The sequence below is a fragment of the Mariniphaga sediminis genome, from assembly GCF_003573545.1.
GTDB lineage: Bacteria > Bacteroidota > Bacteroidia > Bacteroidales > Prolixibacteraceae > Mariniphaga > Mariniphaga sediminis.
The window spans coordinates 63,531-88,264 of record NZ_QWET01000015.1; the positions used below are offsets into that span (position 1 = coordinate 63,531).

The window sequence follows — 24,734 nt, forward strand, 5'->3', positions numbered from 1 at the left end:
AAGTTGCAGGGAATGTAATTAAAGAGCAGGGAGAGAAAATAGAATTGTGAAGAGGCAATGCGGGAGAATAGTAGCTTTTGATAAATTAATATTATAATAAATAGAATAAGTCTACGATGAACTACTTCAAAATTTTTACGCTTCTTTTAGTCGTTTTTATCCATGCCGGTTGTACGCAACAAACAGGCTCCAAAGAAAAAGATTATGCTGCGCTGGTAAATCCATTTATTGGCACAATTGGCGGAGGTAATACGTTTACAGGCCCGGTTTTACCCTATGGAATGATTCAACCTGGTCCGTATATGGAATATGAGGATGATAAAAAATCTGGAGTAGTCTATGGTTTTAGTCATACGCATTTAAGCGGGATGGCAGGTGGAGGTGTTTTGGCGCCCGGCGATATTTTAGTTATGCCTGTAGATAAACCTGATTTGTATACTTCAGATGTACAGTCTGCGTTTTTTCATAGTAATGAAACGGCTGCTCCTGGCTACTATAAGGTAGTTCTGAATGATCCGGAAATAATGGTTGAACTCACTGCTTCAACACGCGTTGCATTCCATAAATATACATTCCCCCAAAATATAAGCCGGGGAGTTTTCCTGAAACTCGAAAATGGATTTGTTACTGTGAACGGGAATGAGATTTCAGGCTGTAATAACAACAAAATTTATTTTGTAGCCCGTTTTTCAGAGCCGTTTGAAAATTATGAAATAGCTGTAAACAACACGCCGGTAACTGAACCGGATACCGTAAAAGCCAATGAAATAAAAAGTATTTTCAAATTTAAGCAACAAGACGAAAAACCCATTTTACTTAAGGTTGCCATTTCTACAGTCAGTATTGAAGGAGCCCGAAAGAATCTTGAATCAGAGATGTCCGGCTGGGATTTTGAACAGGCAAAAAAAGAAGCACGCCAAACCTGGAATAAAGAATTGAATAAAATTCAGGTTGAAGGGGGTACAGAAACAGAACAGATTATTTTTTACACGTCGTTGTATCACTCTATGATTCATCCTAATGTATATATGGACGTTGACGGCAAATATCGCAGTACCAACGGAAAAGTTTATACTGCAAATGATTTCGTCAATTATACCAACTTTTCTCTTTGGGATACTTTTCGCGCACTTCACCCTCTGTTTACAATAATCAATCAAGAGCTTACTGTTGATTTTATCCGCACATTCCTGGAACGGTATGATCACAACGGGCGCATGTTAATAATGGAGTTTAACAACGAAGAAGGAGAAGTGCCGCCTATGATTGGCTACCATTCGCTTTCGGTTGTTGCAGATGCCTATGAAAAAGGAATTCGCGATTTTGATGTGCAAAAAGCACTGCAAGCAATGGTCAAATTAGCTAATGACTCAATCCGTCCCGAAAAAGAGTTATATCTTCAATACGGATTTATTCCTGCCGATTTTAAAGGGCAATCGGTTTCGAAAACGCTTGAATATTGTTATGATGACTGGTGTGTTACCCGTCTTGCAAAAGATTTAGATAACGATATTGAAAAGAGTTTCAGTCAGCGGGGCAATTTTTATAAAAATGTATTTTCTCCTGAAGTAAATTTTATGCGTGGCCGTAAAAGCAATTTCAGGTTTGTCGATAATTTTGATCCCAAAGAAACCATCAATCATTATACTGAAGCAAATGCTTATCAGTATTCTACGTTTGTTCCGCATGATATTAACGGTTTAATCGAATTAATGGGGGGCGATACCGTTTTTGAAGCCTGGCTTGATTCCTGTTTCTCAATAGAACCCGATTTTTCGAAAATTAACCTGCGCGATGTTACGGGTTTGATTGGTCAGTATGCACATGGTAACGAGCCAAGCCACCATATTGCTTACCTGTATAATTATGTTGGCCTTCCCTGGAAAACTCAGGAAATGGTTCGCCGGATTCTTACTGAAATGTATAAAAATCAACAGGATGGTTTAGAGGGAAACGAAGACTGCGGCCAAATGTCGGCCTGGTACGTAATGAGTGCTATGGGTTTTTATTCGGTAACTCCGGGGTTAGACTACTATGCCATTGGAAGTCCGGTTTTTGATAAAGTAACAATGAACCTTGAAAATGGGAAAAAATTCGAAATTATTGCTAAACATAATGACCAAAGAAACATCTATATACAATCAGCAATTCTTAACGAAAATCCGTATTCAAAAAGTTATTTAAAACATGCCGATATAATAAATGGAGGAACCCTTGTTTTTGAGATGGGGGATTCGCCAAATAAGAGTTGGGGGGCAAATGTTGACGACAGGCCGGTTGCATCCAACAATAAATTTAAATTTGCAGCATCGCCGGATATCGAATTCTCTGATGTCCTTTTTCTCAACAGCCGCGAAATTAAAATGTCTTTAACTGAACCGAATTCAAAAATCTATTATACGCTGGACGGGACCGAACCGACCAGGCATTCCAATTCATACCAGGATCCTATTGTTGTTTCGAAACCAACTGTTCTGAAAACAATAAGTTTTGCGGATGACAAAAATCCAGGTTATCCGGTAACGGTTCATTTTAAACAAATTGCGATGCTCGACGCGGTAAATGTGGATGGTTTGAAACCGGGTATTAAGTTTCTTTATCGTGAAGGGCCCCAGATAAAAAATGCAAAAGAACAAAGCCTGGCACCAATTCTGGATACCGGAGTTTTGAAAACATTTAATGTGGATGCCATAAAAGATGGCCGGGCATTTGGTTACAACCTGTCAGGTTATCTAAAAGTTCTCGAAACGGGTGTATACAGATTCTGGCTCGAAGCAAATGACGGAGCGGTTTTGTATATCAATGACAAGTTGATTATTGATAATGATGGAGGACATCGTGCACAGGTGCTCGACTCAAAAATTGGCTTGAAAAAAGGATGGCACCCGATAAAAGTTGATTATTTCCAGCAGGGGCTTGCAAAAAGCCTTCAGCTAAAATGGAGCGGGCCCGGAACTGAGGAACAGGAAGTATCCTCAGAGGTGCTGTTTCATTAAATTTTTTATAAATAATATCTTCCAGATGTGTGGGCCTGTTGTTAGAATGATCATACTCAAAAAATGCATGTAAATAGAGGATTATATGCTGCCAATTCTGTGTGATGCAGTGAACCGGCAAACGGGTAATTCTTTAGGTTTTTAATTGCTCTCCCTGCCAGCCAGACTGGATTTTGGTTCCCTCTGGATGATTATCCGATTTTTACAGAAGTCATGGTTAATGAGCCCGCAACAGCTTTATCGTTGAACAGTTCAATTTCTTCTTTTTTTCCACTTAACGCAAGCGAATACAGCAGTGGTAAATAATGTTCCGGGGTAGGAATAGCAAGCTGGAACGCTTTTCCCAGGGACGAATAGGCAATTAAAGGTTGGTGGTTTCTGTCCAGGATAAGTTCCTTCATTTTTGTGTTGGCTTCAATGGCCCAGTCGAACCCGAAATCTTCCGTATTTAGTTTATCCCAGGCAACCCTTCTCAGGTTATGTACCATATTTCCGCTGCCAACTATCAAGACTCCCTTTTCCCTCAGTTTTGAAAGTTCCCGGGCAAGCTGGTAATGATAGGCAGGCGATTTGGTATAGTCGAGGCTCATTTGAATGACGGGAATGTCTGCATCCGGATACAGGTGCTTAATGACCGACCAGGCGCCGTGGTCCAGTCCCCATTTTTGGTCCAGCCCAATTTCGGTCATTTGTACCAGGTTTTTGGTTTCTTCAGCTAACTCAGGGCTCCCGGGAGCCGGGTATTGTACCTCAAACAATTTTTTAGGAAATCCTCCAAAATCATGTATCGTTCGTGGATGCTTCATTGCGGTGACTAACGTTCCTCTGGTTTCCCAATGCGCGGAAATACAAAGTACAGCTTTGGGTTTCTCAAACGATTGTGAAATTTTTCTGAATCCGCTTACAAACTCATTTTCTTCAATGGCATTCATGGGGCTGCCATGACCAAGAAAAAGTACCGGCATTTTTTCGGTATTTTCAAAGGTCTCCGTCATTTTATTTAATCCTTGCATTTTCATGGTAACAGCTGTTAACGGCAATACCGAAATTGTTTTTAAGAAGTGTTTTCTTTTCATCCTCTTTCTCTTGTACGCAAAGTAATCATGCAACTACTGACTTTTCTTCATCTTTTCTGAAAGTAAATAGTCAATCGAATATTTCCCGGCTCCTGTTAGTAACAGAACGATAAAAATTAATCCGAATAACAGGGACTTTTCCTTGCTGGAAAAGGGATCAGCACCGTGGATATGGAAAGCAGCAATAAGCATGGTTATAATAAGCGGAATGGATGACAGCCGGGTCCCCAGTCCGAATAATATAAAAATGGAACAAATTACTTCTGCAAATACTGCAAGTGCAAGGGATAAAACCGTACTCATCCCAAAAACACTTGCAAAAGCAATGGGTTCACCCGAAAAAAATTGCATCAGTTTTGGAACCCCATGTGTCAGCATCATCAAAGCTGCCCCGGCCCGAAGTAATAATAGCGCAAAATTAGTATTGGCTATTTGCATTGTTTTTATTAATGACTGATTCATGTCAAGAACACTAATTAATTGTTTCCTATTGTTTTCTGTCTCTTCTGTAAAGTGGCTTTGTGCTTAGTTTTGTTTCATAAACTGCACTTCTGCCAGAATTTTAACCTCATCGCTTACCAAAACACCTCCAGATTCCAGTACAGCATTCCAGTTCAAACCCCAGTCTTTCCGGTTGATTTTTCCGGTGAGTGAAAATCCTGCTTTTTCATTTCCCCAGGGGTCTTTGTTGGTTCCGCCAAACTCAACATCAAGAACCACCTCTTTTGATATACCTTTAATGGTAAGAATTCCTTTGAGTTTAAATTCATCGTCGTCAGTTTTAACAAGCGATGTTGACTCGAAGGTAAGCTCCTTGTGTTTTTCCACATCGAAAAAGTCGCCACTTTTCAGGTGATTGTCGCGGTCTTCGTTATTGGTAAAAACCGATGAGCTGTCAATGGTTACTTTAACACGAGATTTTGTAAAATCCTCGCCGTCAATTTCTGCAGAAATTTTTCTGAATTCACCTTTTACATTGGTTATCATCAGGTGTTTTACTCTGAATAAAAGTTCACTGTGGGTTGGGTCTAATACCCATTTTGTTGTTGCCATTTTCTTTCTTTTTAATGATTTATACTAACGGTACAAAAATACAGGCAGACCGGGACAGTGTGGTTACAGTTTTCGGAAAAGCTGTTGTAAAATCAGGAAAAGAGTTTTTTCATAGAGGTCCGAAAAGCCGATGGCGACTGTCCGGTTTTCTTCTTAAAGACGTTGGTAAAGTATGATTTTTCATTGTAACCCAACTCAAAGCCAATTTCGGCAATGGTCAGGTCGGTGGTTATCAGCATATTTTTTGCTTCGGTCAGCTTTCTGGTTTCAATTATTTCTGAAACACTCTGCTGCAGAATGTTCTGACATATTACGTTCAGGTTTCGGGGTGTCATAAATAGCTTTTCGGCATAAAATGAAACTCCGGCCGGCCTTCTGAAATTTTCCTCCAGCACGGCAAGGAAGTTTTTAAAGGTTTGGCTTTGGGTTTTAAGAAGTCCTTCCGTATCCGGAAGAATTTTTTTGCGTTGCGATTCAATCATTATAAACACCGCCTGAAGGAGGTGACGTATAATGGCCAGATCCGGATTCTCCTGCTGATATTCCAGGTACATCATTTCGCACAGGGTGTTTACCCGGTCGAAACAGGTTCCCCGTTCAAATTCAATATTTGCCTGATTGTGGTAAAACCCGTAAAGCTGAAAGATGATTTCGGGAATAAATTCGCTTTGAAACCGAATAACCCAGGCAAAAAAAAGTTCGTTTTTTAACCGTGGCTGAACACGGTGTACCTTCCCTTTTGTGATAAAACTGGCGTAGGGTGAATCTGTCCGGGTAGAATCAAAATCAATGAAATGCTCCAGTTGCCCTTCAATCCCGATAATCAATTCCTCGTAGTCGTGTTGGTGTGGTTCATTAACAGAAGCGTTAATCTTTTTTGCTTCTTCTACAGAAACCGGATATATTTTAAATGTTTCATTCATTTCTGCTTATTTTATACAATACTACTAAAAATTTTCAGGTAAAAGTATCTGAAAATTATTTCAGCCGTTTTACGAAGAAAGGCCGGTTAATTCCGGTATAAAAAAAGTTTCTGTTTATAGAAAAATGCGCGGATTAAATTTGAAATGGTAATTTTGGATTGATTTTTATAATCACGTTCAAAATAATTTACTTTTGTTCCTGATGAACCTAATTAAAGAGAACGAACATTCAGAAAAGAATAAATTTTTATTCGGTGATGAAAGAATGTTCGAATTTATTTTTAAAGCATATTTCCCCCGTTTAATGGCTTTTGCAATTAAGTTTATTCCGGATAGGGTGGAAGCGGAGGATATTATTCAGGAGGCTTTTTTGAAAATCTGGAAGGAAAGGGAAAAAATTGAAGAAGACACATTTCGGTCTTATGTATTTACCTTGGTACGGAATGCCTGCTTAAACTACATTAAACATCAAAGAATAGTAAATAGTTATAACGCTGAATTAGAGGATAAGATAAAGGGAGAGGAACTATATTATACCGACTTTTTTAGCGACCCCTACCATCAAACTGTCTTCAACGAAATGGAAAGCGAGATTAAAGTGGTATTGAATAACCTTCCGGAGCAAACCAGAAGAGTTTTTTACCTTTCCCGTTTTAATGGATTAAAAAATTCAGAGATTGCACAAAAGCTGAATATTACATTAAGGACAGTCGAAAAACACAATACCAAAGCGCTTCAAAAATTAAAAGAACATTTTACATCGAATTACCTTTTGGCCCTTGTTGTAATAGAAATGATTAAAGAGTTGTAGAATTTTTTTTGCATCATGGGGGGCGGTATTTTATTTCATAATTGTATTACTTATATAGAGTATTTTACATTATGAATTACGGTTTTCAGGATAAACAAAAAATATTTCAACAATATCTTCAGGGTGAATTGTCAGAAAGCAAAGAGTCACAATTAGTTGACTGGATAAATTCAGCCGATGACAATCTCCAGGTTTTTAAAAATTATATTGCTGAGAATGAGTTTACCCAAAGGCACACTGCCGAAACCCAAAAAGCGTGGTTACGAATCAGGGGAAAATTACATTCCGAATCAAATACCCCCCGTCATAAAAAAATAAGTTTACCCGGTTGGGCAAAGGTGGCAGCCCTGGTTGCTATTGCCTTTGTTTCAGGAATTATTATAAACAACGTTACCCACACGAAGAATGAGGAAGCGTATGTTTTGAATGAGATTATTGTTCCGGGAGGGGAGAAGTCACAGGTTATACTTTCTGATGGAAGCCGGGTGTTTTTAAATGCAAACACTCATTTTAAGTATCCTTCTTCTTTTAATCGAAAAGAGCGGGAAGTTGTTTTATCCGGAGAAGCCTTCTTTGAAATTGAAAAAGATGCATCAAAACCTTTTGTGGTTGAAACTCCCGGATTTGATGTCAGGGTAACAGGGACTTCTTTTAACTTATCGGCATACACTGATGATAATATAAACAGCATAACATTACATTCGGGTAGCGTGGCCATTGAAAAAAATGGACGCGAATATAAAATCAGCCCGGGGGAAAAATATGTCCTGAACAAGAAAACAAACAGATATAAAATAATTCAGACAGACCTTGCAAATTCATCGCTTTGGAAAGATGGGGTAAGTGTTGTAGAAAACCTGGATCTCCGGGAGATTCAAAAGATACTGGAAAGGAGGTTTAATGTAAAGATAGAAATAGCGGATGAACAACTTAAAGACATCAGATATACAGGGCACTTTAAACCGCACGAAACACTGGACGAGATTTTAGCGCTTATCCGGGATGCCTCGCCAATAAAATTTAATGTTGAATTTAATAAAACCAAAGATGTTGTAACGATCAGAAAAAAGTGACATAAGAAAGCGGAGGATGTGGTCCCATTCTCCGCTTCATCAACTTAATTACCATAAAAATAGTAACTAATTAACAGTTCAAAAGTATGAAAAAAAAGTGTGAAATGAGTCATTTCCTGCGAAGGAATGATCTCTTAAAAATTTGGATGATTATGAAATTTACATTCATTTTTTGGATGGTTTTTGTTGTACAACTTTCAGCAAGTGTTTATTCACCTGCGTATGCACAACCAGCGAAATTGAAGGTAGAATTTAAAGAGGCAACTATTAAAGAAGTTATTGACGAAATAGAAAAACAGACTGATCTGACTTTCTTTTTTAGCGGCGACGTTTTAAACACAGGTCAAACAATTACCTTAAAAGTCCGCAATACGTCGGTCGATGAGATACTCGATCTGGTTAGTGAACAAACAGGGCTTTCTATTACCATTGTGCGGGATCAGATTCTGGTGAAAAAAAATCTCCCGGCAAAAGATGTCCTCTTTCAGCAACCCAAAACAGTCTCAGGGAAAGTAACCGACTCCGGCGGCCAGCCACTGCCCGGGGTTACCGTGGTATTGAAAGGTACTACACAGGGAACTGTTACCAATGCCGACGGTGAATATTCGTTAAATAATATTCCGGCTGATGCCACCTTGCAATTTTCATTTGTGGGAATGAAAATACAGGAGATTCTTGTGGCAGGAAAAGCCAATATTAATGTAACAATGGAAGAAGAAACAGTTGGGATTGAAGAAGTGGTGGCAATTGGGTATGGCACTCAAAAAAAGATAAATATTACTGGGTCTGTTGATGTCGTCTCTAGCGAAATGCTGGAAAATCGTGCTTCTTCCAACATGTCTCAAGCACTTCAGGGACAGTTGTCTGGGATTGATTTCTCCATTTCTGGCAGGGATGGCTATCAACCCGGCGCTGAAATGAACATGGATATTAGGGGAATTGGGTCATTAAACGGTGGAAGTCCATATGTTCTGATTGACGGCTTTGAAGGTAACATGAATAGTCTTAATCCTGGAGATGTGGAATCGGTTACTGTTCTAAAAGATGCCGCCGCATCAGCCATCTACGGTGCTCGTGCCCCTTATGGCGTGATTCTCATTACCACCAAATCAGGTAAAAAGAACCAAAAGTTTTCTGCTACTTATAATGGACGCGTGAGTCTTGTCACTCCAGCGCCATTACCCCCAGAACTTGATTCATACACATTTGCACGTGTGTTAAATGAAGGACAGCTTAATTATTTTTCAACCTACGCAGTAGCCCCTGAAACAATTGACCGAATTATTGCTTACCAGAATGGAGATTATGACTACATCGCCTCGACATTTCCTGATAATTTTCCAGTCGAACAGGTAAAGTTCTGGGATGCATACCCATTAACTAACGGATGGTGGGCCAGCAACCTGGCAGGACATGCCAATAATGATTATTGGGATATGGCAACAGGTTCTGATATTAGTCACTCGCACAACTTTAATATCCAAGGCGGTTCTGAAAAAACAGCTTATTATGTCGCTCTCGGATATTTAGATCAGGCCAGCACACTGGAATGGGGAGACGACTATTTTAAGAGGGGTAATGTGATAGCAAAAATAAACACGGAGATCACCGATTGGTGGGATTTTTCCTATGAAACCCGATTTATGAAAAGCCAAAGGCACTATCCAAATGCAGGACGGTTAGATAATGATGATACTTACAATATCCTGTTTCATATTCTTCATAATACCGGTCCACTGCAACCCTTTACCAATAGTTTTGGGAACTGGGCACAATCCAATGTGAGAAACTTCTTTGAAGCCGGATTTAACAACAATGAAAAGACAGAAAACTGGCAAACATTTAAAACCGAAATAAGACCTGTTCAGGGATGGAAAATAAACGCAGATTTTGCATATCAGTCCTGGGATTATTATTCATCCCGTTATTCCCGGGCATTTAGGGAAGAAAACTGGATAACCGGTGAACTTTCAGGTGCCTGGGTTAACAGCGAAGTTTTGAAAATCCATAGTAGCGATTATTATTGGACGACCAATGCATACACTTCGTATGAACGGAGATTGAATGAAATGCATAATTTTTTCCTGATGGCAGGTATGCAGTACGAAACCGGAACAGATAGAAACTTGAGATCAGGAGCAAAAGGTCTGATAGTTCCTGACATCGTATCTCTACAGACAGCTACAGGAGTTCCAACTGTACAGGAGAGTTTGGGACATTGGGCCACCGAAGGATTTTTTGGCAGGTTTTCCTACAATTACAAGGAAAAATACCTGTTTGAGTCCAATGTGCGGTACGATGGCACCTCCCGCTTCCTGGAGGGGAACCGGTGGGGATTTTTCCCTTCATTCTCGGCTGGCTGGGTAGTGAGTAAGGAAAATTTTTGGAAACAAATAATTCCTGTAATCAATACCTTGAAGATCAGGGGTTCTTGGGGTGAGCTTGGGAACCAGCAAGTTGCTGCTTACCAGGATTTGGCATTAATTCCAATTTCAAAAACGAGTCTTGATTGGCTACCCAATTACAATGCTGTCGGGCAAATTGGCTATACTCAAACGCCTACTTTAGTTAGTCAGTTCTTAACCTGGGAAACCGCATCCACCACAAATTTTGGTTTAAATGCAGGATTTTTAGATCAGAAATTACAAATTGATTTTGACTGGTATGAAAGAAATACCACTGATATGATTGGCCCGGCTGAAGCAAAGCCAGGTGTATTAGGAGCAGATGTACCACGATCAAATAATGCTTCTCTGCGTACACGGGGCTTTGAGTTAGTATTGAAGTGGAAACAGAATTTAGGGAACGCTTTAAGTTATTTTGTCAACCTGAACCTGTATGATGCCAAATCAGTTGTTACTAAATTTAATAACCCCACCGGTATATTAAGCACTTGGCGCGAAGGACAACAGATTGACGAAATTTGGGGTTGGTCGGCCCTTGGACTGTTCCAAACCCAGGAAGAAATAGACGCACACGTTGACCAGTCATATATTTATAATGTATGGAACACGGGCGATGTTAAGTATGAAGACCTTAATGATGACGGAAAAATTGATATGGGGAGTAACACTGTCAGCGACCCTGGTGACCGGAAAATAATTGGGTACTCTGCTCCACATTACCAGTATGGAATTTTCGCTGGATTAAATTATAAAGGTTTTGACTTTTCCATGTTATGGAAAGGAACGGCAAAAAGAGACTATGGGTTTACAGTTGATACTGGCACAAATTATTATGGATGGAAAAATGCCGTGTGGTCTCACCCCAAAAAGGATCAATTGGATTATTACCGCGACCAACCGGGAACCAAATATGTCGGTTTATACGAAGGCGAAGCAAACATCAACACAGATGCTTACTATGCGAGGCCATATACCGGTAAAAGTGCAAACGCAAAAAATTTCAACATTAATTCAAGGTACCTGGCCAACTACGCTTACATTAAACTACAAAATGTACAATTGGGGTACACTTTTCCGAAAAGTTTCAGCTCTAAAATGGGCCTTCAGAATCTAAAAGTATATTTTACAGGTGAAAACCTGATTCGTGTAGATCATTTGCCTAAAGGTTTAGATGCGCAGTCTGTGGCAGGATCATACAAATCTCCTGGGAAAGATTACAGGCCTGACAGAATTTATTCATTAGGTGTGACCGTAACTTATTAGGCATTTTTAACAAACTTATAATTTAAGAATGATGAAAAGAATATATTTAATATTGATTTTAGCCATGCCGTTAGTTATGGCATGCGAAGACTTTATAGACCGCCCGCCATTAGACCAGATAAGCACGAATGACTACTGGAAGTCATCAGCGGATCTTCAAAATTATACAGCACAGTTTTATCTCGATTTTGTTGAGGGTCATGACGGTATTCCCAGCGCATCTGTAAGATATGAGGAAAATTCCGACAATATTGTTAGTACTGGAGTGAATAACCTCCTTTCCGGGAGAGTAACGCCTGCAACAGGTACATGGAAATCACAATGGGAGATTATCCGAACTATTAATATCTTTTTTGATAATTACAGTAGGTGTGAAGATGATTTTTCAACATGGCAGCATTATCTGGGAGAAGCACAGTTTTTTAAAGCTTATCATTATTTTCAGCTTGTAAAAAGGTATGGCGATGTACCTTGGTACACTCATTCGCTGATGCCTGATGATGAGGAATTGATGAAGGCAAGGAATCCGAGAACCCAGGTAGTAGATTCCTTATTAATTCTATTGGATCAGGCGTTTGTGAATATTTCAGGCAGGAATGATGCCCCCTGGGGAAATAACTCTATTAATAAGGAGGCTGTTTTAGCTTTCAAAACCCGTGTGGCACTTTTCGAAGGGACATGGCAAAAGTATCATGCCATGCTTAATGACCAGTTTAGCACTCCCGGAGCTAATCCCGACAAATATTTTCAGGCTTGTGTTGATGCGGCGGAGGAACTAATGAATGGAAATTATCGTGTTGGTATATACAACACAGGAAATCCGGAGACAGACTACTTCGACCTGTTTTCCATGAGCAACATGGGATCAATTGATGAGGTTCTATTATACAAAGCTTATAACATAGATGAGGGATACGGGCATAATGCTAATTTTTATGCAACAACTTATCCATTTGGATATGGAACTACCTGGTCATATGTAACGTCACACCTTGGTAGGGATGGGGACTCCTTTGATTATTTGGGCTTAGCTGAAACAACAAAAGGAAATGACTTTATGGTGGCTATAGCCAACAATTGTGACCCAAGGTTACATCAAAATGTATGGATACCGGGTGAAGTAATTAGCAGTATATCTAATATTGTATGGGACAAACCACCAATTGATGAAGGTGGAGCTTTTCAAAATTCATCAGGTTTCCAATTTAGAAAATATACAAATACAACACAAACTCTTAATTATGCTGATGAAAACGATCAGGGATTTATTATTTTTCGTTATGCCGAAGTATTACTCAATTATGCCGAGGCCAAATACGAATTGGATGGTGTGGTAGCATACGAACAGCTAAACCAGTTGCGTGCCAGGGCTGGTATGCCGGATTTTACAATCATTCCTCAGAGTACCGACCCAAATAGGCTGGATTATGGATATTCCATCCCGGATGAATTGTACGAGATTCGTAGGGAAAGAAGGGTGGAAACCGTCTTTGAAGGTTTGCGCGAAATGGATTGGAGACGCTGGGCAGCACATGCTTTGTTCACTGGTAAAAGGTTTAAAGGCTACCCGTTTAAACAGGATGAATTTCCCGAATTAACTGTTCATCTTGACGAAAATGGGTTAATTGACATCTTACAAAGTCTGATTCCCAATGGAAATCAATTCAGGCCTAATCAGGATTATTTATATAGTATCCCACTGCAAGAGTTGACTCTAAATCCGAACCTGGAACAGAATCCTGGCTGGGACAATTAATTATACCAATAAATCGGTGTTATAGTCAGGTAGAATAATCCCGGAAATTGATTTAAAATTTTCTTGATTTTATTCAATTTCCGGGATCTTCAAATGAATGACCACCTGCCAAAATAATATAGAAGATACTTGCAAGTAAAAAATGAGAAATGATTTAACCCAATCGCTCAATTTAAAGACAAATATTTAATGATGCAGTAACTAAATTGTTTACTGAAAGAACAAATTAAATTGGAACAGCAGCTTTATATGAAAAATAATACAATTCTCAATGCTCCATTTTGTATAAATAATCTTTTCATCTTGAAAAAATAAATGTGATTATAGTTTGTAAAGTGATAAAGATACAATGAAAACAATAAAATCTGCAACTCAAATTTTTCTCATGTATTGGATTTTATTTTTTCCACATACTACATGTCTTGCACAAAAAGAAAATCTAAAAGTATTTAATTGGTCTTCCAAGGGATACAAGAAGATTGAATGTAGCAACGGGGAAAATATTTTACAACTTTACCTCAACCAGCAAGCCTACAATTTGCTGGATCGGCGTGAACAAGAAATAGCTTCGTTAAAGACAAAGCAAGATTGGGAAAACAGACAAAAAAAAATAAAGACTATATTGTCAGATATTATCGGAGATTTCCCTGATAAAACACCACTCAATGCTAAAATTACTGGAGTTATACACAAGGAAGGTTTTCGGATAGAGAAGATCATTTTCGAATCTTTGCCCGGATTTTTTGTGACAGGCTGCCTGTATATTCCAGAAGGTAAAAAAGAAAAGAGGGCAGCTATTCTAAACGTAATAGGGCATTCCGCACAATCTTTCCGTCGCGATTTATATCAAAACTTTGACCAGAACTTAGTAAAAAAAGGGTTTATTGTTTTTGCCATTGACCCGATTGGCGGAGGAGAAAGAATTCAGTACTATGATCCGAATATAGAAAGATCTGTTATTGAAGGGGAGACAACAAATGAACATTCTTTTATAGCCAACCAGTACTTTCTGATGGGCGGCTCATTGATAAAATATTATATATGGGACGGCATCCGTGCTATCGACTACCTTGTATCGCGAGAAGAAGTTGACTCAGCCAGAATTGGTTTAACAGGGCCTTCCGGCGGTGGCCAGCAAACGGCATTTATTAGCTCTTTTGACGATCGTATAAAAGCTTCGGCACCTACTTGCTACATTACGTCGTACAGGCGAATGCTCGAAACAATTGGCCCGCAAGATGGGGAGCAAACCCTTTTTCACTGGCTGACGAACGGCCTCGACCATGCAGACTTGGTTGAAGTACAGGCACCAAAGCCAGCCTTGATTGTGGGCACTACCAATGATTTTTTCAGTATCCAGGGTGTCCGTGAAACATTTGAAGAGGTTAAAAAAGTATACCAGGCATTTGGGCAGGAAGGGAACATTAGCCTGGCAGAGGCAAATTACCGGCACGGGTTGAACCGTAAAAATAATGAAGCGACTTATGCTTTCTTTCAGAAAGAATTGGAAAACCCTGGTAGCCCAATCGAGGAAGACCTGGAAATACTACCTGAGGACGCACTGAATGTAACCTCTATAGGCATGGTTTCTACATCGTATAATGGGAAAACGGTGTTTGACCTGATCAAACCCGGGGCTGAAAAGCTTGCAGCAGATCTGGAAGAATCCAGAAAAAACAATCCGTCACATTTAGAGATTGTAAAACAGAAGGCAAAAGAACTTTCCGGTTATGTCCAACCCAAAACAGGAGGCAACCCAATCTTTACCGGGTGTTATGAACGTGATGGTTATACTGTTGAGAAATACATTTTACCGGGAGATAAAGAATACGAAATCCCGCTTTTACTTGCGATTCCTGATGGGGATGAAAATTATTCGCCCGTTATATACATTCATCCGGAAGGAAAGGAAAAAGATATAGCCCCCGGTGACAATATTGAAAAACTGGTGAAACAGGGTTTTATAGTAGCCGCTCCTGACTTGTTGGGTACTGGCGAAACGCAATCTTCCAGAGATTACCCTGGCTCTCACGGATATGGAGCTATATTGATTGGAAGAAGCATAGTTGGCATTCAGGCTGGTGATATTGTCCGGGTTGTGGATTTCCTAAAAAGGCTTCGAAAAATTAAGACAGAAAACATACATGCGATTGCATTTGGGGAACAGTGTCCGGCATTGCTACATGCTGCGGTATTTGAACCGTCAATTGCAGGTATAGCACTTGTTGAAGCGCCGGTATCGTATTATAACATCACGCAAACAAAGCTGTACCAATACAGCTTGTCTTTTGACTGGGGTGTTGCAGGCGCCTTAACTGCTTATGACCTGCCAGATTTGGCAGCATGTGTGGCACCAAGAAAACAGGCATTTATCGGATTGCTTGACGGAGAAAAAAAGCTGGCTGTTAAAGAACTTGTTGCTGATCAAATGACTTATCCGAGATCAGTGTACACAAAAAATAATTCAGACAATTTAAAAATAATACCAGATAGAATTGATAAAACGAGTACTATTCTTATTAAATGGCTTACAGAATAAATGTGATCATTAGTATAATGATATTGAGACTTACAGATGTTATAATTATCAAATAAAATATTATGAAATATCTAAGAACACAAGTGAAAATAGTGTTAATATTTGGTTGTATGTTTGCTCCATTATACATGTACTCCCAGGAAGAAAATCTAAAGGTATTCGACGGGTGGGTTGAATGGAGCAACGGGGAAAATATGCTTCAACTCTATCTCAACCGGCAGGCATATCAACTGTTGGATAAAAGGGAACAGCAAATTACTCAATTAAAAAACAAACAAGATTGGATATTAAGGCAACAAAAAGTAAAAAGTACCCTGTCAGCTATTGTGGGGGCTTTCCCCGAAAAGACACCACTCAATGCCAAAATTACCGGAATCATTCAGGAAGATGAATTTAGGGTTGAAAAAATTATGTATGAGTCGATACCAGGTTTTTATGTTAGCGGTTGCCTGTTCATTCCTAATTCTGGTACAGAAAAAAAGCCGGCAATATTAAATGTAATTGGACATTCTATTCAATCTTTCCGGCGGGATGTATATCAAAACGTAATTCTTAATCTGGTAAGAAAAGGATTTATAGTCTTTGCAATTGACCCGATTGGTCAGGGGGAAAGAATTCAGTATTATGATCTGGATACAAACGGAAATGTTATTGGGAATTCAGCTACACACGAACATTCATTTTTGGCCAACCAGTGTTTCCTTGCTGGCTATTCCTTAGCAAAATACTTTATATGGGATGGCATTCGTGCAATCGACTATCTTTTATCGCGGGAAGAAGTTGATCCGGACAGGATTGGTTTGACAGGACTTTCAGGAGGAGGTACACAAACTGCGTTTATCGCCGCTTTCGATGAACGTGTAAAAGCTTCGGCTCCTTCCTGTTACATTACTTCTTACCGGCGTCTCTTTGAATCTATAGGAACCCAGGATGGAGAGCAGAATTTCTATCATGGGTTAATTAACGGCATTGACCATGCCGATCTTCTGGAAATACGTGCTCCAAAACCAACATTGATAGTCAGCACAACCCATGACTTTTTCAGTATCGAGGGTGCACGGGAGACATATAAGGAAGTAAAAGAAGTATACCGGGCATTTGGTAAGCAGGAAAACATTACTATGTCCGAAGCAGATTATACGCATGGATTCGCACGGAAAAACAATGAAGTAACTTATGCTTTCTTTCAAAAAGAATTGGAAAATCCAGGCGACCCGGCTGAAAAGGATGTGAAAATATTCTCTCAAGAAAAACTGAATGTAACCCCTACCGGCCAGCTTTCGACATCCTATAAAGGAAAATTAGTTTTTGATCTGATTAAATCAGAGGCGGAGAATTTAGTAAAAGGATTAGAACAATCCAGAAAGAATAACCCGTCACATTTGGAAACTGTAAAACAGAAGGCGAAGGAACTTTCAGGTTTTATTACGCCTGAACAAGGAAACAAACATGTTTTCAGGGGACGCTACCAACGAGATGGATATGCTATTGAAATGTATGCATTAGAAAGAGGTGAGAATTATGTAATACCCTTATTATTGGCTATTCCTAACGACAGTAAAATCCATTCTCCGGTTATATACATCCATCCGGATGGAAAAGAAAAAGATATAGCTCCCGGAGGCAATATAGAAAAACTTGTTAAACAAGGATTCGTGGTTGCTGTCCCGGATTTATTAGGTATTGGCGAGACACGATCGTCCAGAGGTTACCCTGGCTCGCATGGATATGGTGCTATGATGATTGGCAGAAGCATTGTGGGGATCCAGGCAGGAGACATTGTAAGAGTAGTCGATTTTTTGAAAGAACTGCCAGAGATTGAGACGGTAAATATACAAGCTATTGCGTTTGGGGAACGATGCCCGGCGCTGCTCCATGCTGCAGTATTTGAACCGTCAATAACAGGGATTGCACTTGTTGAAGCGCCGGTGTCATATCACAACATCACGCAAACTAAGATGTATCAATATAGTTTGTCTTTTGACTGGGGTGTTGCAGGCGCCTTAACCGCTTATGACCTGCCAGATTTGGCAGCATGTATTGCACCCAGAAAACTCACATTCATCGGAATACTCGACGGGAAAAAAGTGCCGGCTAACAAAGAACTAATTGCAGGCCAAATGGCTTTCCCTGAAGCAATTTATGCTAATAATAATCCAGACTATCTAAAAATAATACCGCTCCCTGGTGAGGGTGTAATGCAGGCACTTACAGGCTGGTTAAAAGAATAAATATATGGCAAAAATTATTTCATTAAAACGAAAAAATATTTATAGATGTGGAATCATAGTCATGCTTTTCGTGACATCTGTCAGCTATTGCCTGGCTGAAGACCTTGGGGTAATACCAACGCCCCGAAAGGTGGAATTTACAAGGGAATACTTCCAATTGGTGAAGCTGCCGCTAATCCGTACAGGACATGGTGGAGGAGATATGCACTTACTCGACAAGATATTTAAAAATCCAAACATATTCGATCTGTATAAACATTTGGCGGGAACACGCGACGGCGCTATGTCCATTTTAGTAGGAACTGCAGCCTGGAAAAGCATCGAAGAACAAAGACTTGTTAAAATTTCTGAATTAAAAGATATCCCGGTTAATCCAAATCGTGGATAGTTTGATAAAGATGATGCAATACGTACTAATAAGAATATATTAATTATGAAAAGCAATAAACCATTTACCAACTTGCAACTGACAACTCTGGTTGTTTTACGAATTTTTATAGGGTGGCACCTGTTATTCGAAGGATTTTCAAAATTATTAAATCCTGGCTGGTCGTCTGCGAGATTTCTCCGTGAATCACAGTGGATTATGTCAGGTTTTTCAAACTGGGTTACATCAAATGCAGGTGTACTGAATGTAGTTGATTTTTTGAATACCTGGGGACTGATTGCCATAGGAGCAGGTTTAATCTTAGGGCTTTTTGCACGCACTGCTTCTGTCTTCGGAGCAATTTTACTTTTTTTATATTTCCTGAATAACCCGCCATTGACCGGGTTGGAATATTCATTACCATCTGAAGGAAACTATCTGATAATCAACAAAACACTTATTGAAGCTGTGACACTGTTTGCACTGGCAATTTTCCCAACCAGCCAGATTGTTGGATTCGATTTGTTTTTAAATCGTATAATAAAAAGAAAAAAACAGGAGGAAAGAAAATAATGGATAAGAAAGAATCAAAACAAAACGCCAATCAAAAAATGGATCAGCCACAAAATAATAATCTTAATCGCAGAACTGTTTTAAAAGCGCTGGCGGGTGTCCCGGTTTTAGGGGTTTTCGGTTATGAGTTGATGAAAAACAGATCATACGCCAACAGAAAGGAAGGCCAGGTAATCAAAGAATTAGGATTGGAGTACCTAAATATACCGAAAGAAAATTCAACGCATTCAGTAATAAATGGAAACAAATTACGGGTGGGCATGATTGGTTTTGGTAGTAGGGCCGGTGCATTGGCAAGGGGACTGGGTTTTATGCACCTTTCCGATGCTAAATCAAGAAAAGCCGGAGGAAATCTTGAAGACTGGCTGGCACAGGAGGATTTGAATGTAGATTTAGTTGGTATTTGTGATGTATTTGACTTTCATGCTGAAAGAGGGATGGATATCGCCAAAGAAGGCCTTCGTGTCAACGGTAAAACCGGTGCGGAATACGATATTAAAAGATATCGCAGTTACCAGGAAATGCTGGCCGATGATTCAATTGACGCCGTTATTGTGGCAACACCCGACCATCACCACGCACGAATAACTACCGACGCGGTTAAAGCAGGTAAACATGTTTACTGTGAGAAAAGTATCGCACTGACAGAGGAAGAGCTTAATGAAGTTTACAATGCGGTAAAAAACAGCGACAGGGTTTTCCAATTAGGGCATCAGATTACCGAGAATGTAATTTTCGGGCAAGCCAGAGAGATGATAAAAAAAGATATTCTCGGAAAAATTTCGTTGATTGAGACGACAACGAATCGGAACTCTGCCAGTGGTGCCTGGATTAGGCATCTGGACGCAGATGGCAACCCTAAACCCGGAAGTCTTGAAACCATTGATTGGGAACAATGGCTTGGCAACAGGCCAAAAGTACCGTTTAGTATAGACAGGTACTATAACTGGACAAAGTGGTTCGATTACGATACAGGAATGCTTGGTCAGCTTTTTTCACACGAATATGATGCCATAAACCAGTTGTTACGGATTGGAATTCCCAAATCAGCAGTTGCTTCCGGTGGAATTTACTACTGGAAGGATAACCGCGAAATGCCGGACCTTATCCAGGCAGTATTTGAATACCCGGATAAGGAACTCACCCTAATGTATAGTGGTTGCCTGGCGAGTGCCCGTCAACGGGGACGTGTAATAATGGGACACGACGCCTCAATGGAACTGGGTGGTTCGATTAGTGTTACTGCCGACTATGATTCTACTAAATACAAACGTCAGATTCAGGACGGAACGTTTGACACAAGAGGCCCGATATTAACGGTTACTCCGGGGTCAGGAGCTATTGATGCAGTGACTTCAGCAACAGAAAAATACTACTCTTCCAGGGGATTAACTTCGACAGTGGTGAACGGGCGAAATGTGGATGTTACCTACCTTCACATTAAAAACTGGATTGATTGTATCCGCTCCGGGGAAACCCCAACTTGCGATATCGAAAAGGCTTATGAAGAGGGGGTGACTATCTTAATGGCACATAAATCGTATGTTGAAAAACGCAGGGTTGAATGGGATCCGGTACAGCGCAAAATCGTTTAATTGATGATAAAAAGTTTCGTTTTTGGCCTAAATGTGTCCATAACAAAAAATATCATGGAAAAAAAACTTTTTAAAAAACGACATCTGAGGATGTCTTGTTTTTTCCTGCTTCTTATAATTTCTTGCAGTTCCCGGGAAATAGAACCCTCCTTTACATTTAAAGAGAATGAACAAGGAATAGAATTACTGGAAAACGGGCAATATGTATTTTTTTATCAGAAGAAGCCGAAGTTGCTTAACGGCCAATACGTTTGCTGCAATTACCTGCATCCGCTGTACAGTCTAAACGGCGATACGCTCACTGAGGAATCTCCGGCTGACCACCCCCACCACCGTGGAATTTTTTGGGCCTGGCATCAAATGAGTGTCAACGGCAAAAGCCTGGGTGACGGCTGGATTATGGAAAACATTGCACAGGAAGTTACTAATATCCGGACGACCGTTGACCAGTCCGCCAAACTGAATATAAATGCCGTTTGGAGATCTTCATTATTAGGGGACAAACCATTTCTTAGCGAACAAACTACAATAACAGTTCATCAATTTCAAAACGGTATTCGTAAAATAGACTTTGCTATTTCCCTGACGGCCCTGGTACCCGGTGTTGAGATCGGAGGTTCGGACGACGAAAAAGGCTATGGCGGCTTTTGTGCGCGGATAAAACATCCGGGAGATCTGGCATTCGTTTCGGAAAATAAGATGGTTACGCCGCAATTGATTCAGATTGAAGCGGGCCCCTGGATGGATTTCTCAGGTTCATTTGGCAGTGAAGGGGAAACCAGCGGGATAGCAATCCTCTGCCATCCAGAAACACCCAATTATCCGGAACCATGGATATTACGTTCGAAAAGAAGTATGCAAAATGTTGTTTTTCCGGGAAGAAATCCGGTGGCAATACCTATTGACAGACCTGTCATTTTGTATTACCTGCTAATAATTCATAACGGAAATGCAAGTAGCATTGATCTTAAAAAATTACAGTCTGAATATGAGAAAATGGAAGTTTCAAATCAAAATGGAAATTGAATAAAGAGGTAAACCTAAATAATTTGAAAAGTTTAATAAGATCAGCTTGTTTTATTTTGCATGCCTACTTATGTTTGATGTCAAAACAACCAGAACATAGAAGATATTACGGTGTAGGAAAAACCTGCTGATAAGATGATGAAGGATTACTTGATAAGTATCGCTGACAAACAATTTTCTAGGGATTCCTTGCTGTCAATACTCAAAACTGTTTCTGAATAGGATAGAAGGACACAAACGACCCGGGACTCCATGATTTCATGGACCGGATCTATCCCGGAATGCACCCCGTTAAATGATTGTATCGCGGGCCGTATTGAAAGGGAAGATTATATTATCAGGAAAATCCTCTTTGAAAGCTGTTCAAAAGTTGATCCGGAAAATATCTGAATAAGCAGGAATTTGTCGACCTGCAACGTATCTAAACAGCAAGTAATTTTTTGGGGGGGACAGTTGGCTTGTACAGTGTATTATTCTCTGATGTAAAGATTTGCATAGATGAAGTAAAAAGTGCATGACCTTTTTCAGCAAAACAATAAAATATTATATGCACCAAAGGATTACAATCATTTTTTTTAATAAAATGAGAAAATATATGGTTCACTGGATGAAGCAGAACATGAAATAAAAAATACATGTTATTATAAACTAAAATTCATTTATATGAAAAAGAAAATATCATTAGGATTTTTTCCAACCCCTTTACATGAACTAAAGAAACTTTCAAACTTGTTTCCCGATTACCGAATATTTATCAAAAGGGACGACAACAATGGTTTGGCAACTGGAGGCAATAAAGTCAGGAAACTGGAGTATCTCCTTCAGGATGCTTTGGATAAAGGTTGCGATTCTGTAATAACAGCAGGAGCTTTACAATCGAACCACTGCCGTATTACAGCTGCTGCCTGCGCCCGTATCGGAATAGAGTGCCATTTATTATTAGGAGGAGAAAAACCCAGGAGTTATAATGGTAATCTTTTACTGTCACATTTGGTTGGTGGCAAAATTCATTTTTCTAAAGAAAACAGAAAGGGAGAGGGAATGCATTTGGTAGAAAAAGAATTAAAAGAGAAAGGTTTTCATCCATATATAATACCGTATGGCGGATCCAATTGGATAGGTGCTTTAGGATATACCAACGCAGTAGAAGAGATAAAAAATCAATTGGCTGAAATTGAGATGCCCATCCATTATATTGTTTTTGCTTCCAGTTCGGGCGGAACACATGCCGGATTGTTAGCGGGCGAAGATATTTATAAGCTGGGATGCCAGTATATAGGAATTAATATTGATAAAGATGAAACAAACGGGCAATTATTGGAGGATAAAATTATAGAGCTATATTCATCTGTAATTGGACAACATCAACTTCCAGATTTTAAAATGCAGCCTGAAATCCAGTTAAAAAGGGAATATGATAAAGGCGGTTATGGAGTGGTTACTGAGCAGGAAACTGAAACGATAATGCTTTTAGCAAAAGCAGAAGGGATTTTGTTAGACCCGGTTTATACCGCCAGGGCATTTAATGGAATGCTTGATATGATGAGAAAGAAAATGTTCGAGCCAGGGTCTAATATATTATTTATACATACTGGTGGTCTGCCAGCCATTTTTCATTACTGTAATACACTGAAATACCTTGACACAAAAGTAAAGTAAAAATGAGTAAACAACAAGAGACCATCTTGACCACCCACATGGAAGGCTTTCAAGATTTTGAAGTTGATTTTGGGAAGTATGAAATTAGTTTTCGCCGGTGGATTGTTAGCCAGCTTGATGGCAACCACATGTCTGTGCAGGAGATCAGGGATCGTTTTCATCTGAGTCGGAGTCATTATTGGGATATATTGAAGCGATGGCAGGAGCGTTATTCTGAACCGTTGCACAGGGGCCACTCAATTCCTGCTGTGACCACCAGAAATTGCGTTGTGGAGGGTCCTTTTCCGTTGTGAGCATATAAATTCTTGTTGTGGAGGGGGTAATTCTCATTGTGAGACTGAAAATTTCCGTTATGGAAGGTGAAATCGCGTTGAGAGCACAAAAAATTGTATTATGGAGGGTGAAAAGTCGTTGGGAAGGGTAAAAAGCCCCCGTGGAAGGCCAAATCCCACAGGGGCGTTTAAAATCAGTAATTTATAAGTTGCTAAGCATAGTATCTTTTCAATTTGTTTTCGTCTTTCCAGAACACATACTGGCCATATTCGCGAATAATCCGGGCCTTTTCGGCCAGCAGGATATACGCCTTGTCACGCAATACCTTAGACTCGTTGCCTTCGCCGACAGCGCCGTTTGAGGCAGCCAGCAATTCCGACATACTGTGTGAAAGGGCACGTGCCTGTTGAAGTTTTTCCATGTCGAAATGAATAGCTGCCAGCGGTTCCGGGTATTTTTCGCCCAAAACAGCCAAATCAATCAGGTCTTGTACCATGTCAGCATTACTTCCGCCTTCGCGGATGCGTATCACTTTCTTTCTAACATCGTCAAGATTACGGTAAGCAAATGAAAAATCATGCAAGAGTTCATCACGGAATTCAAAGGCCTGGGGCGATTGTTCTTTCCATTGGTTTTGGGCTTCCTCACGCGCCCGAAAGATACTCATCCAGTTGGCCTGGCAATAACGCAGTGCGCCACTTAGTGGCGTCAATTCGTCAATCAGCGTCACATCCAGGCCGGCAGCCGCCAAGGCGTCGCGGTCTTCGCTGGCATCAATGGCCAGGGTTTCGGTACTTGCCACAAAATCATCGATAGGAAGATTTGGCAGCTTAACATCTTTTTCCGGAACGTTTTCGATGTTCTCTTTCCATTGTTCAAAATCATCAGAGTAAGACATAATTTGTTATTTTTGAAAAGTTAATATTGTGCCCTTCAAAAGGGCGTTATTTATCACTGCCGGCAGGTTTTTACGGAACCTGCCGGTTTGTCGTTGGTCCTTTTTTACAGACTTGAAAAAACGGGCTGTTTGTATGGACTAAATGACACAAACAGTCATTTTGCCGGGAAATATGCTCCGTTGATACCAATTTGCGGGTGGTTAATATCATTTTTAT

General features: G+C 39.9%; 18 protein-coding genes. 12 read left to right on the forward strand and 6 right to left on the reverse strand.

Features of this window, described 5'->3' with window-relative positions; all coding sequences use genetic code 11:
- Nucleotides 1-116: 116 nt before the first annotated feature.
- Entirely contained in the window at nt 117-2,996 is a 2,880-nt protein-coding gene (locus D1164_RS17355) for a GH92 family glycosyl hydrolase (RefSeq protein ID WP_119351163.1), read from the forward strand.
- Nucleotides 2,997-3,187: 191 nt separating this feature from the next.
- Here the strand turns inward: D1164_RS17355 and ygiD are convergent, their stop codons facing one another.
- The 4 genes from ygiD to D1164_RS17375 all read right to left on the reverse strand — a co-directional run bounded on the left by ygiD (nt 3,188) and on the right by D1164_RS17375 (nt 6,048).
- A complete protein-coding gene (ygiD, locus tag D1164_RS17360; RefSeq protein ID WP_119351164.1) occupies nt 3,188-4,072 on the reverse strand; it encodes a 4,5-DOPA-extradiol-dioxygenase in 885 nt (294 codons plus the stop codon).
- A 33-nt stretch (nt 4,073-4,105) separates the two neighbouring features.
- Nucleotides 4,106-4,534, reverse strand: coding sequence for a DoxX family protein (locus D1164_RS17365; protein WP_119351165.1), 429 nt, complete (start codon nt 4,532-4,534; stop codon nt 4,106-4,108).
- Between the two features lie 63 nt (nt 4,535-4,597).
- Nucleotides 4,598-5,125 (reverse strand): YceI family protein, encoded by a 528-nt coding sequence (locus D1164_RS17370; RefSeq protein ID WP_119351166.1) that lies wholly within the window; start codon nt 5,123-5,125, stop codon nt 4,598-4,600.
- Between the two features lie 92 nt (nt 5,126-5,217).
- Nucleotides 5,218-6,048 carry a helix-turn-helix domain-containing protein gene (locus D1164_RS17375; RefSeq protein ID WP_119351167.1) on the reverse strand — a complete coding sequence of 277 codons (831 nt, stop codon included), beginning with the start codon at nt 6,046-6,048 and terminating at the stop codon, nt 5,218-5,220.
- A gap of 202 nt (nt 6,049-6,250) precedes the next feature.
- On the opposite strand from D1164_RS17375, the gene D1164_RS17380 reads away from it, so the two are divergent.
- The 11 genes from D1164_RS17380 (at nt 6,251) to D1164_RS17435 (ending at nt 23,346) form a co-directional block, all read left to right on the forward strand.
- Entirely contained in the window at nt 6,251-6,859 is a 609-nt protein-coding gene (locus D1164_RS17380) for an RNA polymerase sigma-70 factor (RefSeq protein ID WP_119351168.1), read from the forward strand.
- A 71-nt stretch (nt 6,860-6,930) separates the two neighbouring features.
- Nucleotides 6,931-7,932 (forward strand): FecR family protein, encoded by a 1,002-nt coding sequence (locus tag D1164_RS17385; protein ID WP_119351169.1) that lies wholly within the window; start codon nt 6,931-6,933, stop codon nt 7,930-7,932.
- 152 nt (nt 7,933-8,084) lie between these two features.
- The gene (locus tag D1164_RS17390) at nt 8,085-11,600 is read left to right on the forward strand and encodes a TonB-dependent receptor (protein ID WP_172594507.1); all 3,516 of its coding nucleotides are present in this window, start codon (nt 8,085-8,087) and stop codon (nt 11,598-11,600) included.
- Between the two features lie 28 nt (nt 11,601-11,628).
- The gene (locus D1164_RS17395; RefSeq protein ID WP_119351171.1) at nt 11,629-13,356 is read left to right on the forward strand and encodes a RagB/SusD family nutrient uptake outer membrane protein; all 1,728 of its coding nucleotides are present in this window, start codon (nt 11,629-11,631) and stop codon (nt 13,354-13,356) included.
- A gap of 385 nt (nt 13,357-13,741) precedes the next feature.
- A complete protein-coding gene (locus tag D1164_RS17400) occupies nt 13,742-15,895 on the forward strand; it encodes an alpha/beta hydrolase family protein (protein ID WP_172594508.1) in 2,154 nt (717 codons plus the stop codon).
- 62 nt (nt 15,896-15,957) lie between these two features.
- A complete protein-coding gene (locus D1164_RS17405) occupies nt 15,958-18,126 on the forward strand; it encodes an alpha/beta hydrolase family protein (RefSeq protein ID WP_119351173.1) in 2,169 nt (722 codons plus the stop codon).
- 4 nt (nt 18,127-18,130) lie between these two features.
- Entirely contained in the window at nt 18,131-18,514 is a 384-nt protein-coding gene (locus tag D1164_RS17410; protein ID WP_147372220.1) for a Gfo/Idh/MocA family oxidoreductase, read from the forward strand.
- 45 nt (nt 18,515-18,559) lie between these two features.
- Nucleotides 18,560-19,066, forward strand: a complete 507-nt coding sequence (locus tag D1164_RS17415) for a DoxX family membrane protein (protein ID WP_119351175.1) — start codon at nt 18,560-18,562, stop codon at nt 19,064-19,066.
- Nucleotides 19,066-20,661 (forward strand): Gfo/Idh/MocA family protein, encoded by a 1,596-nt coding sequence (locus tag D1164_RS17420; protein ID WP_119351176.1) that lies wholly within the window; start codon nt 19,066-19,068, stop codon nt 20,659-20,661. The genes D1164_RS17415 and D1164_RS17420 overlap by 1 nt, the downstream gene beginning before the upstream one ends.
- A gap of 54 nt (nt 20,662-20,715) precedes the next feature.
- Nucleotides 20,716-21,687 carry a DUF6807 family protein gene (locus D1164_RS17425; RefSeq protein WP_172594509.1) on the forward strand — a complete coding sequence of 324 codons (972 nt, stop codon included), beginning with the start codon at nt 20,716-20,718 and terminating at the stop codon, nt 21,685-21,687.
- A gap of 663 nt (nt 21,688-22,350) precedes the next feature.
- Nucleotides 22,351-23,346, forward strand: a complete 996-nt coding sequence (locus D1164_RS17435; protein WP_119351179.1) for a D-cysteine desulfhydrase family protein — start codon at nt 22,351-22,353, stop codon at nt 23,344-23,346.
- Nucleotides 23,347-23,490: 144 nt separating this feature from the next.
- Here the strand turns inward: D1164_RS17435 and D1164_RS23815 are convergent, their stop codons facing one another.
- Nucleotides 23,491-23,643: a hypothetical protein gene (locus D1164_RS23815; protein WP_172594510.1), complete on the reverse strand. Its 153-nt coding sequence runs from the start codon at nt 23,641-23,643 to the stop codon at nt 23,491-23,493.
- Nucleotides 23,644-23,830: 187 nt separating this feature from the next.
- Complete coding sequence (locus D1164_RS17445; RefSeq protein WP_119351181.1) at nt 23,831-24,517, reverse strand: hypothetical protein; 687 nt, start codon at nt 24,515-24,517, stop codon at nt 23,831-23,833.
- Nucleotides 24,518-24,734 lie beyond the last annotated feature (217 nt).

Bases quoted from the DNA above. Each gene is read 5' to 3' on its own strand.
- D1164_RS17355 (WP_119351163.1), top strand. From the start codon at position 117: ATGAACTACTTCAAAATTTTTACGCTTCTTTTAGTCGTTTTTATCCAT.
- ygiD (WP_119351164.1), bottom strand. From the start codon at position 4,072: ATGAAAAGAAAACACTTCTTAAAAACAATTTCGGTATTGCCGTTAACA.
- D1164_RS17365 (WP_119351165.1), bottom strand. From the start codon at position 4,534: ATGAATCAGTCATTAATAAAAACAATGCAAATAGCCAATACTAATTTT.
- D1164_RS17370 (WP_119351166.1), bottom strand. From the start codon at position 5,125: ATGGCAACAACAAAATGGGTATTAGACCCAACCCACAGTGAACTTTTA.
- D1164_RS17375 (WP_119351167.1), bottom strand. From the start codon at position 6,048: ATGAATGAAACATTTAAAATATATCCGGTTTCTGTAGAAGAAGCAAAA.
- D1164_RS17380 (WP_119351168.1), top strand. From the start codon at position 6,251: ATGAACCTAATTAAAGAGAACGAACATTCAGAAAAGAATAAATTTTTA.
- D1164_RS17385 (WP_119351169.1), top strand. From the start codon at position 6,931: ATGAATTACGGTTTTCAGGATAAACAAAAAATATTTCAACAATATCTT.
- D1164_RS17390 (WP_172594507.1), top strand. From the start codon at position 8,085: ATGAAATTTACATTCATTTTTTGGATGGTTTTTGTTGTACAACTTTCA.
- D1164_RS17395 (WP_119351171.1), top strand. From the start codon at position 11,629: ATGATGAAAAGAATATATTTAATATTGATTTTAGCCATGCCGTTAGTT.
- D1164_RS17400 (WP_172594508.1), top strand. From the start codon at position 13,742: ATGTATTGGATTTTATTTTTTCCACATACTACATGTCTTGCACAAAAA.
- D1164_RS17405 (WP_119351173.1), top strand. From the start codon at position 15,958: ATGAAATATCTAAGAACACAAGTGAAAATAGTGTTAATATTTGGTTGT.
- D1164_RS17410 (WP_147372220.1), top strand. From the start codon at position 18,131: ATGGCAAAAATTATTTCATTAAAACGAAAAAATATTTATAGATGTGGA.
- D1164_RS17415 (WP_119351175.1), top strand. From the start codon at position 18,560: ATGAAAAGCAATAAACCATTTACCAACTTGCAACTGACAACTCTGGTT.
- D1164_RS17420 (WP_119351176.1), top strand. From the start codon at position 19,066: ATGGATAAGAAAGAATCAAAACAAAACGCCAATCAAAAAATGGATCAG.
- D1164_RS17425 (WP_172594509.1), top strand. From the start codon at position 20,716: ATGGAAAAAAAACTTTTTAAAAAACGACATCTGAGGATGTCTTGTTTT.
- D1164_RS17435 (WP_119351179.1), top strand. From the start codon at position 22,351: ATGAAAAAGAAAATATCATTAGGATTTTTTCCAACCCCTTTACATGAA.
- D1164_RS23815 (WP_172594510.1), bottom strand. From the start codon at position 23,643: ATGCTCACAACGGAAAAGGACCCTCCACAACGCAATTTCTGGTGGTCA.
- D1164_RS17445 (WP_119351181.1), bottom strand. From the start codon at position 24,517: ATGTCTTACTCTGATGATTTTGAACAATGGAAAGAGAACATCGAAAAC.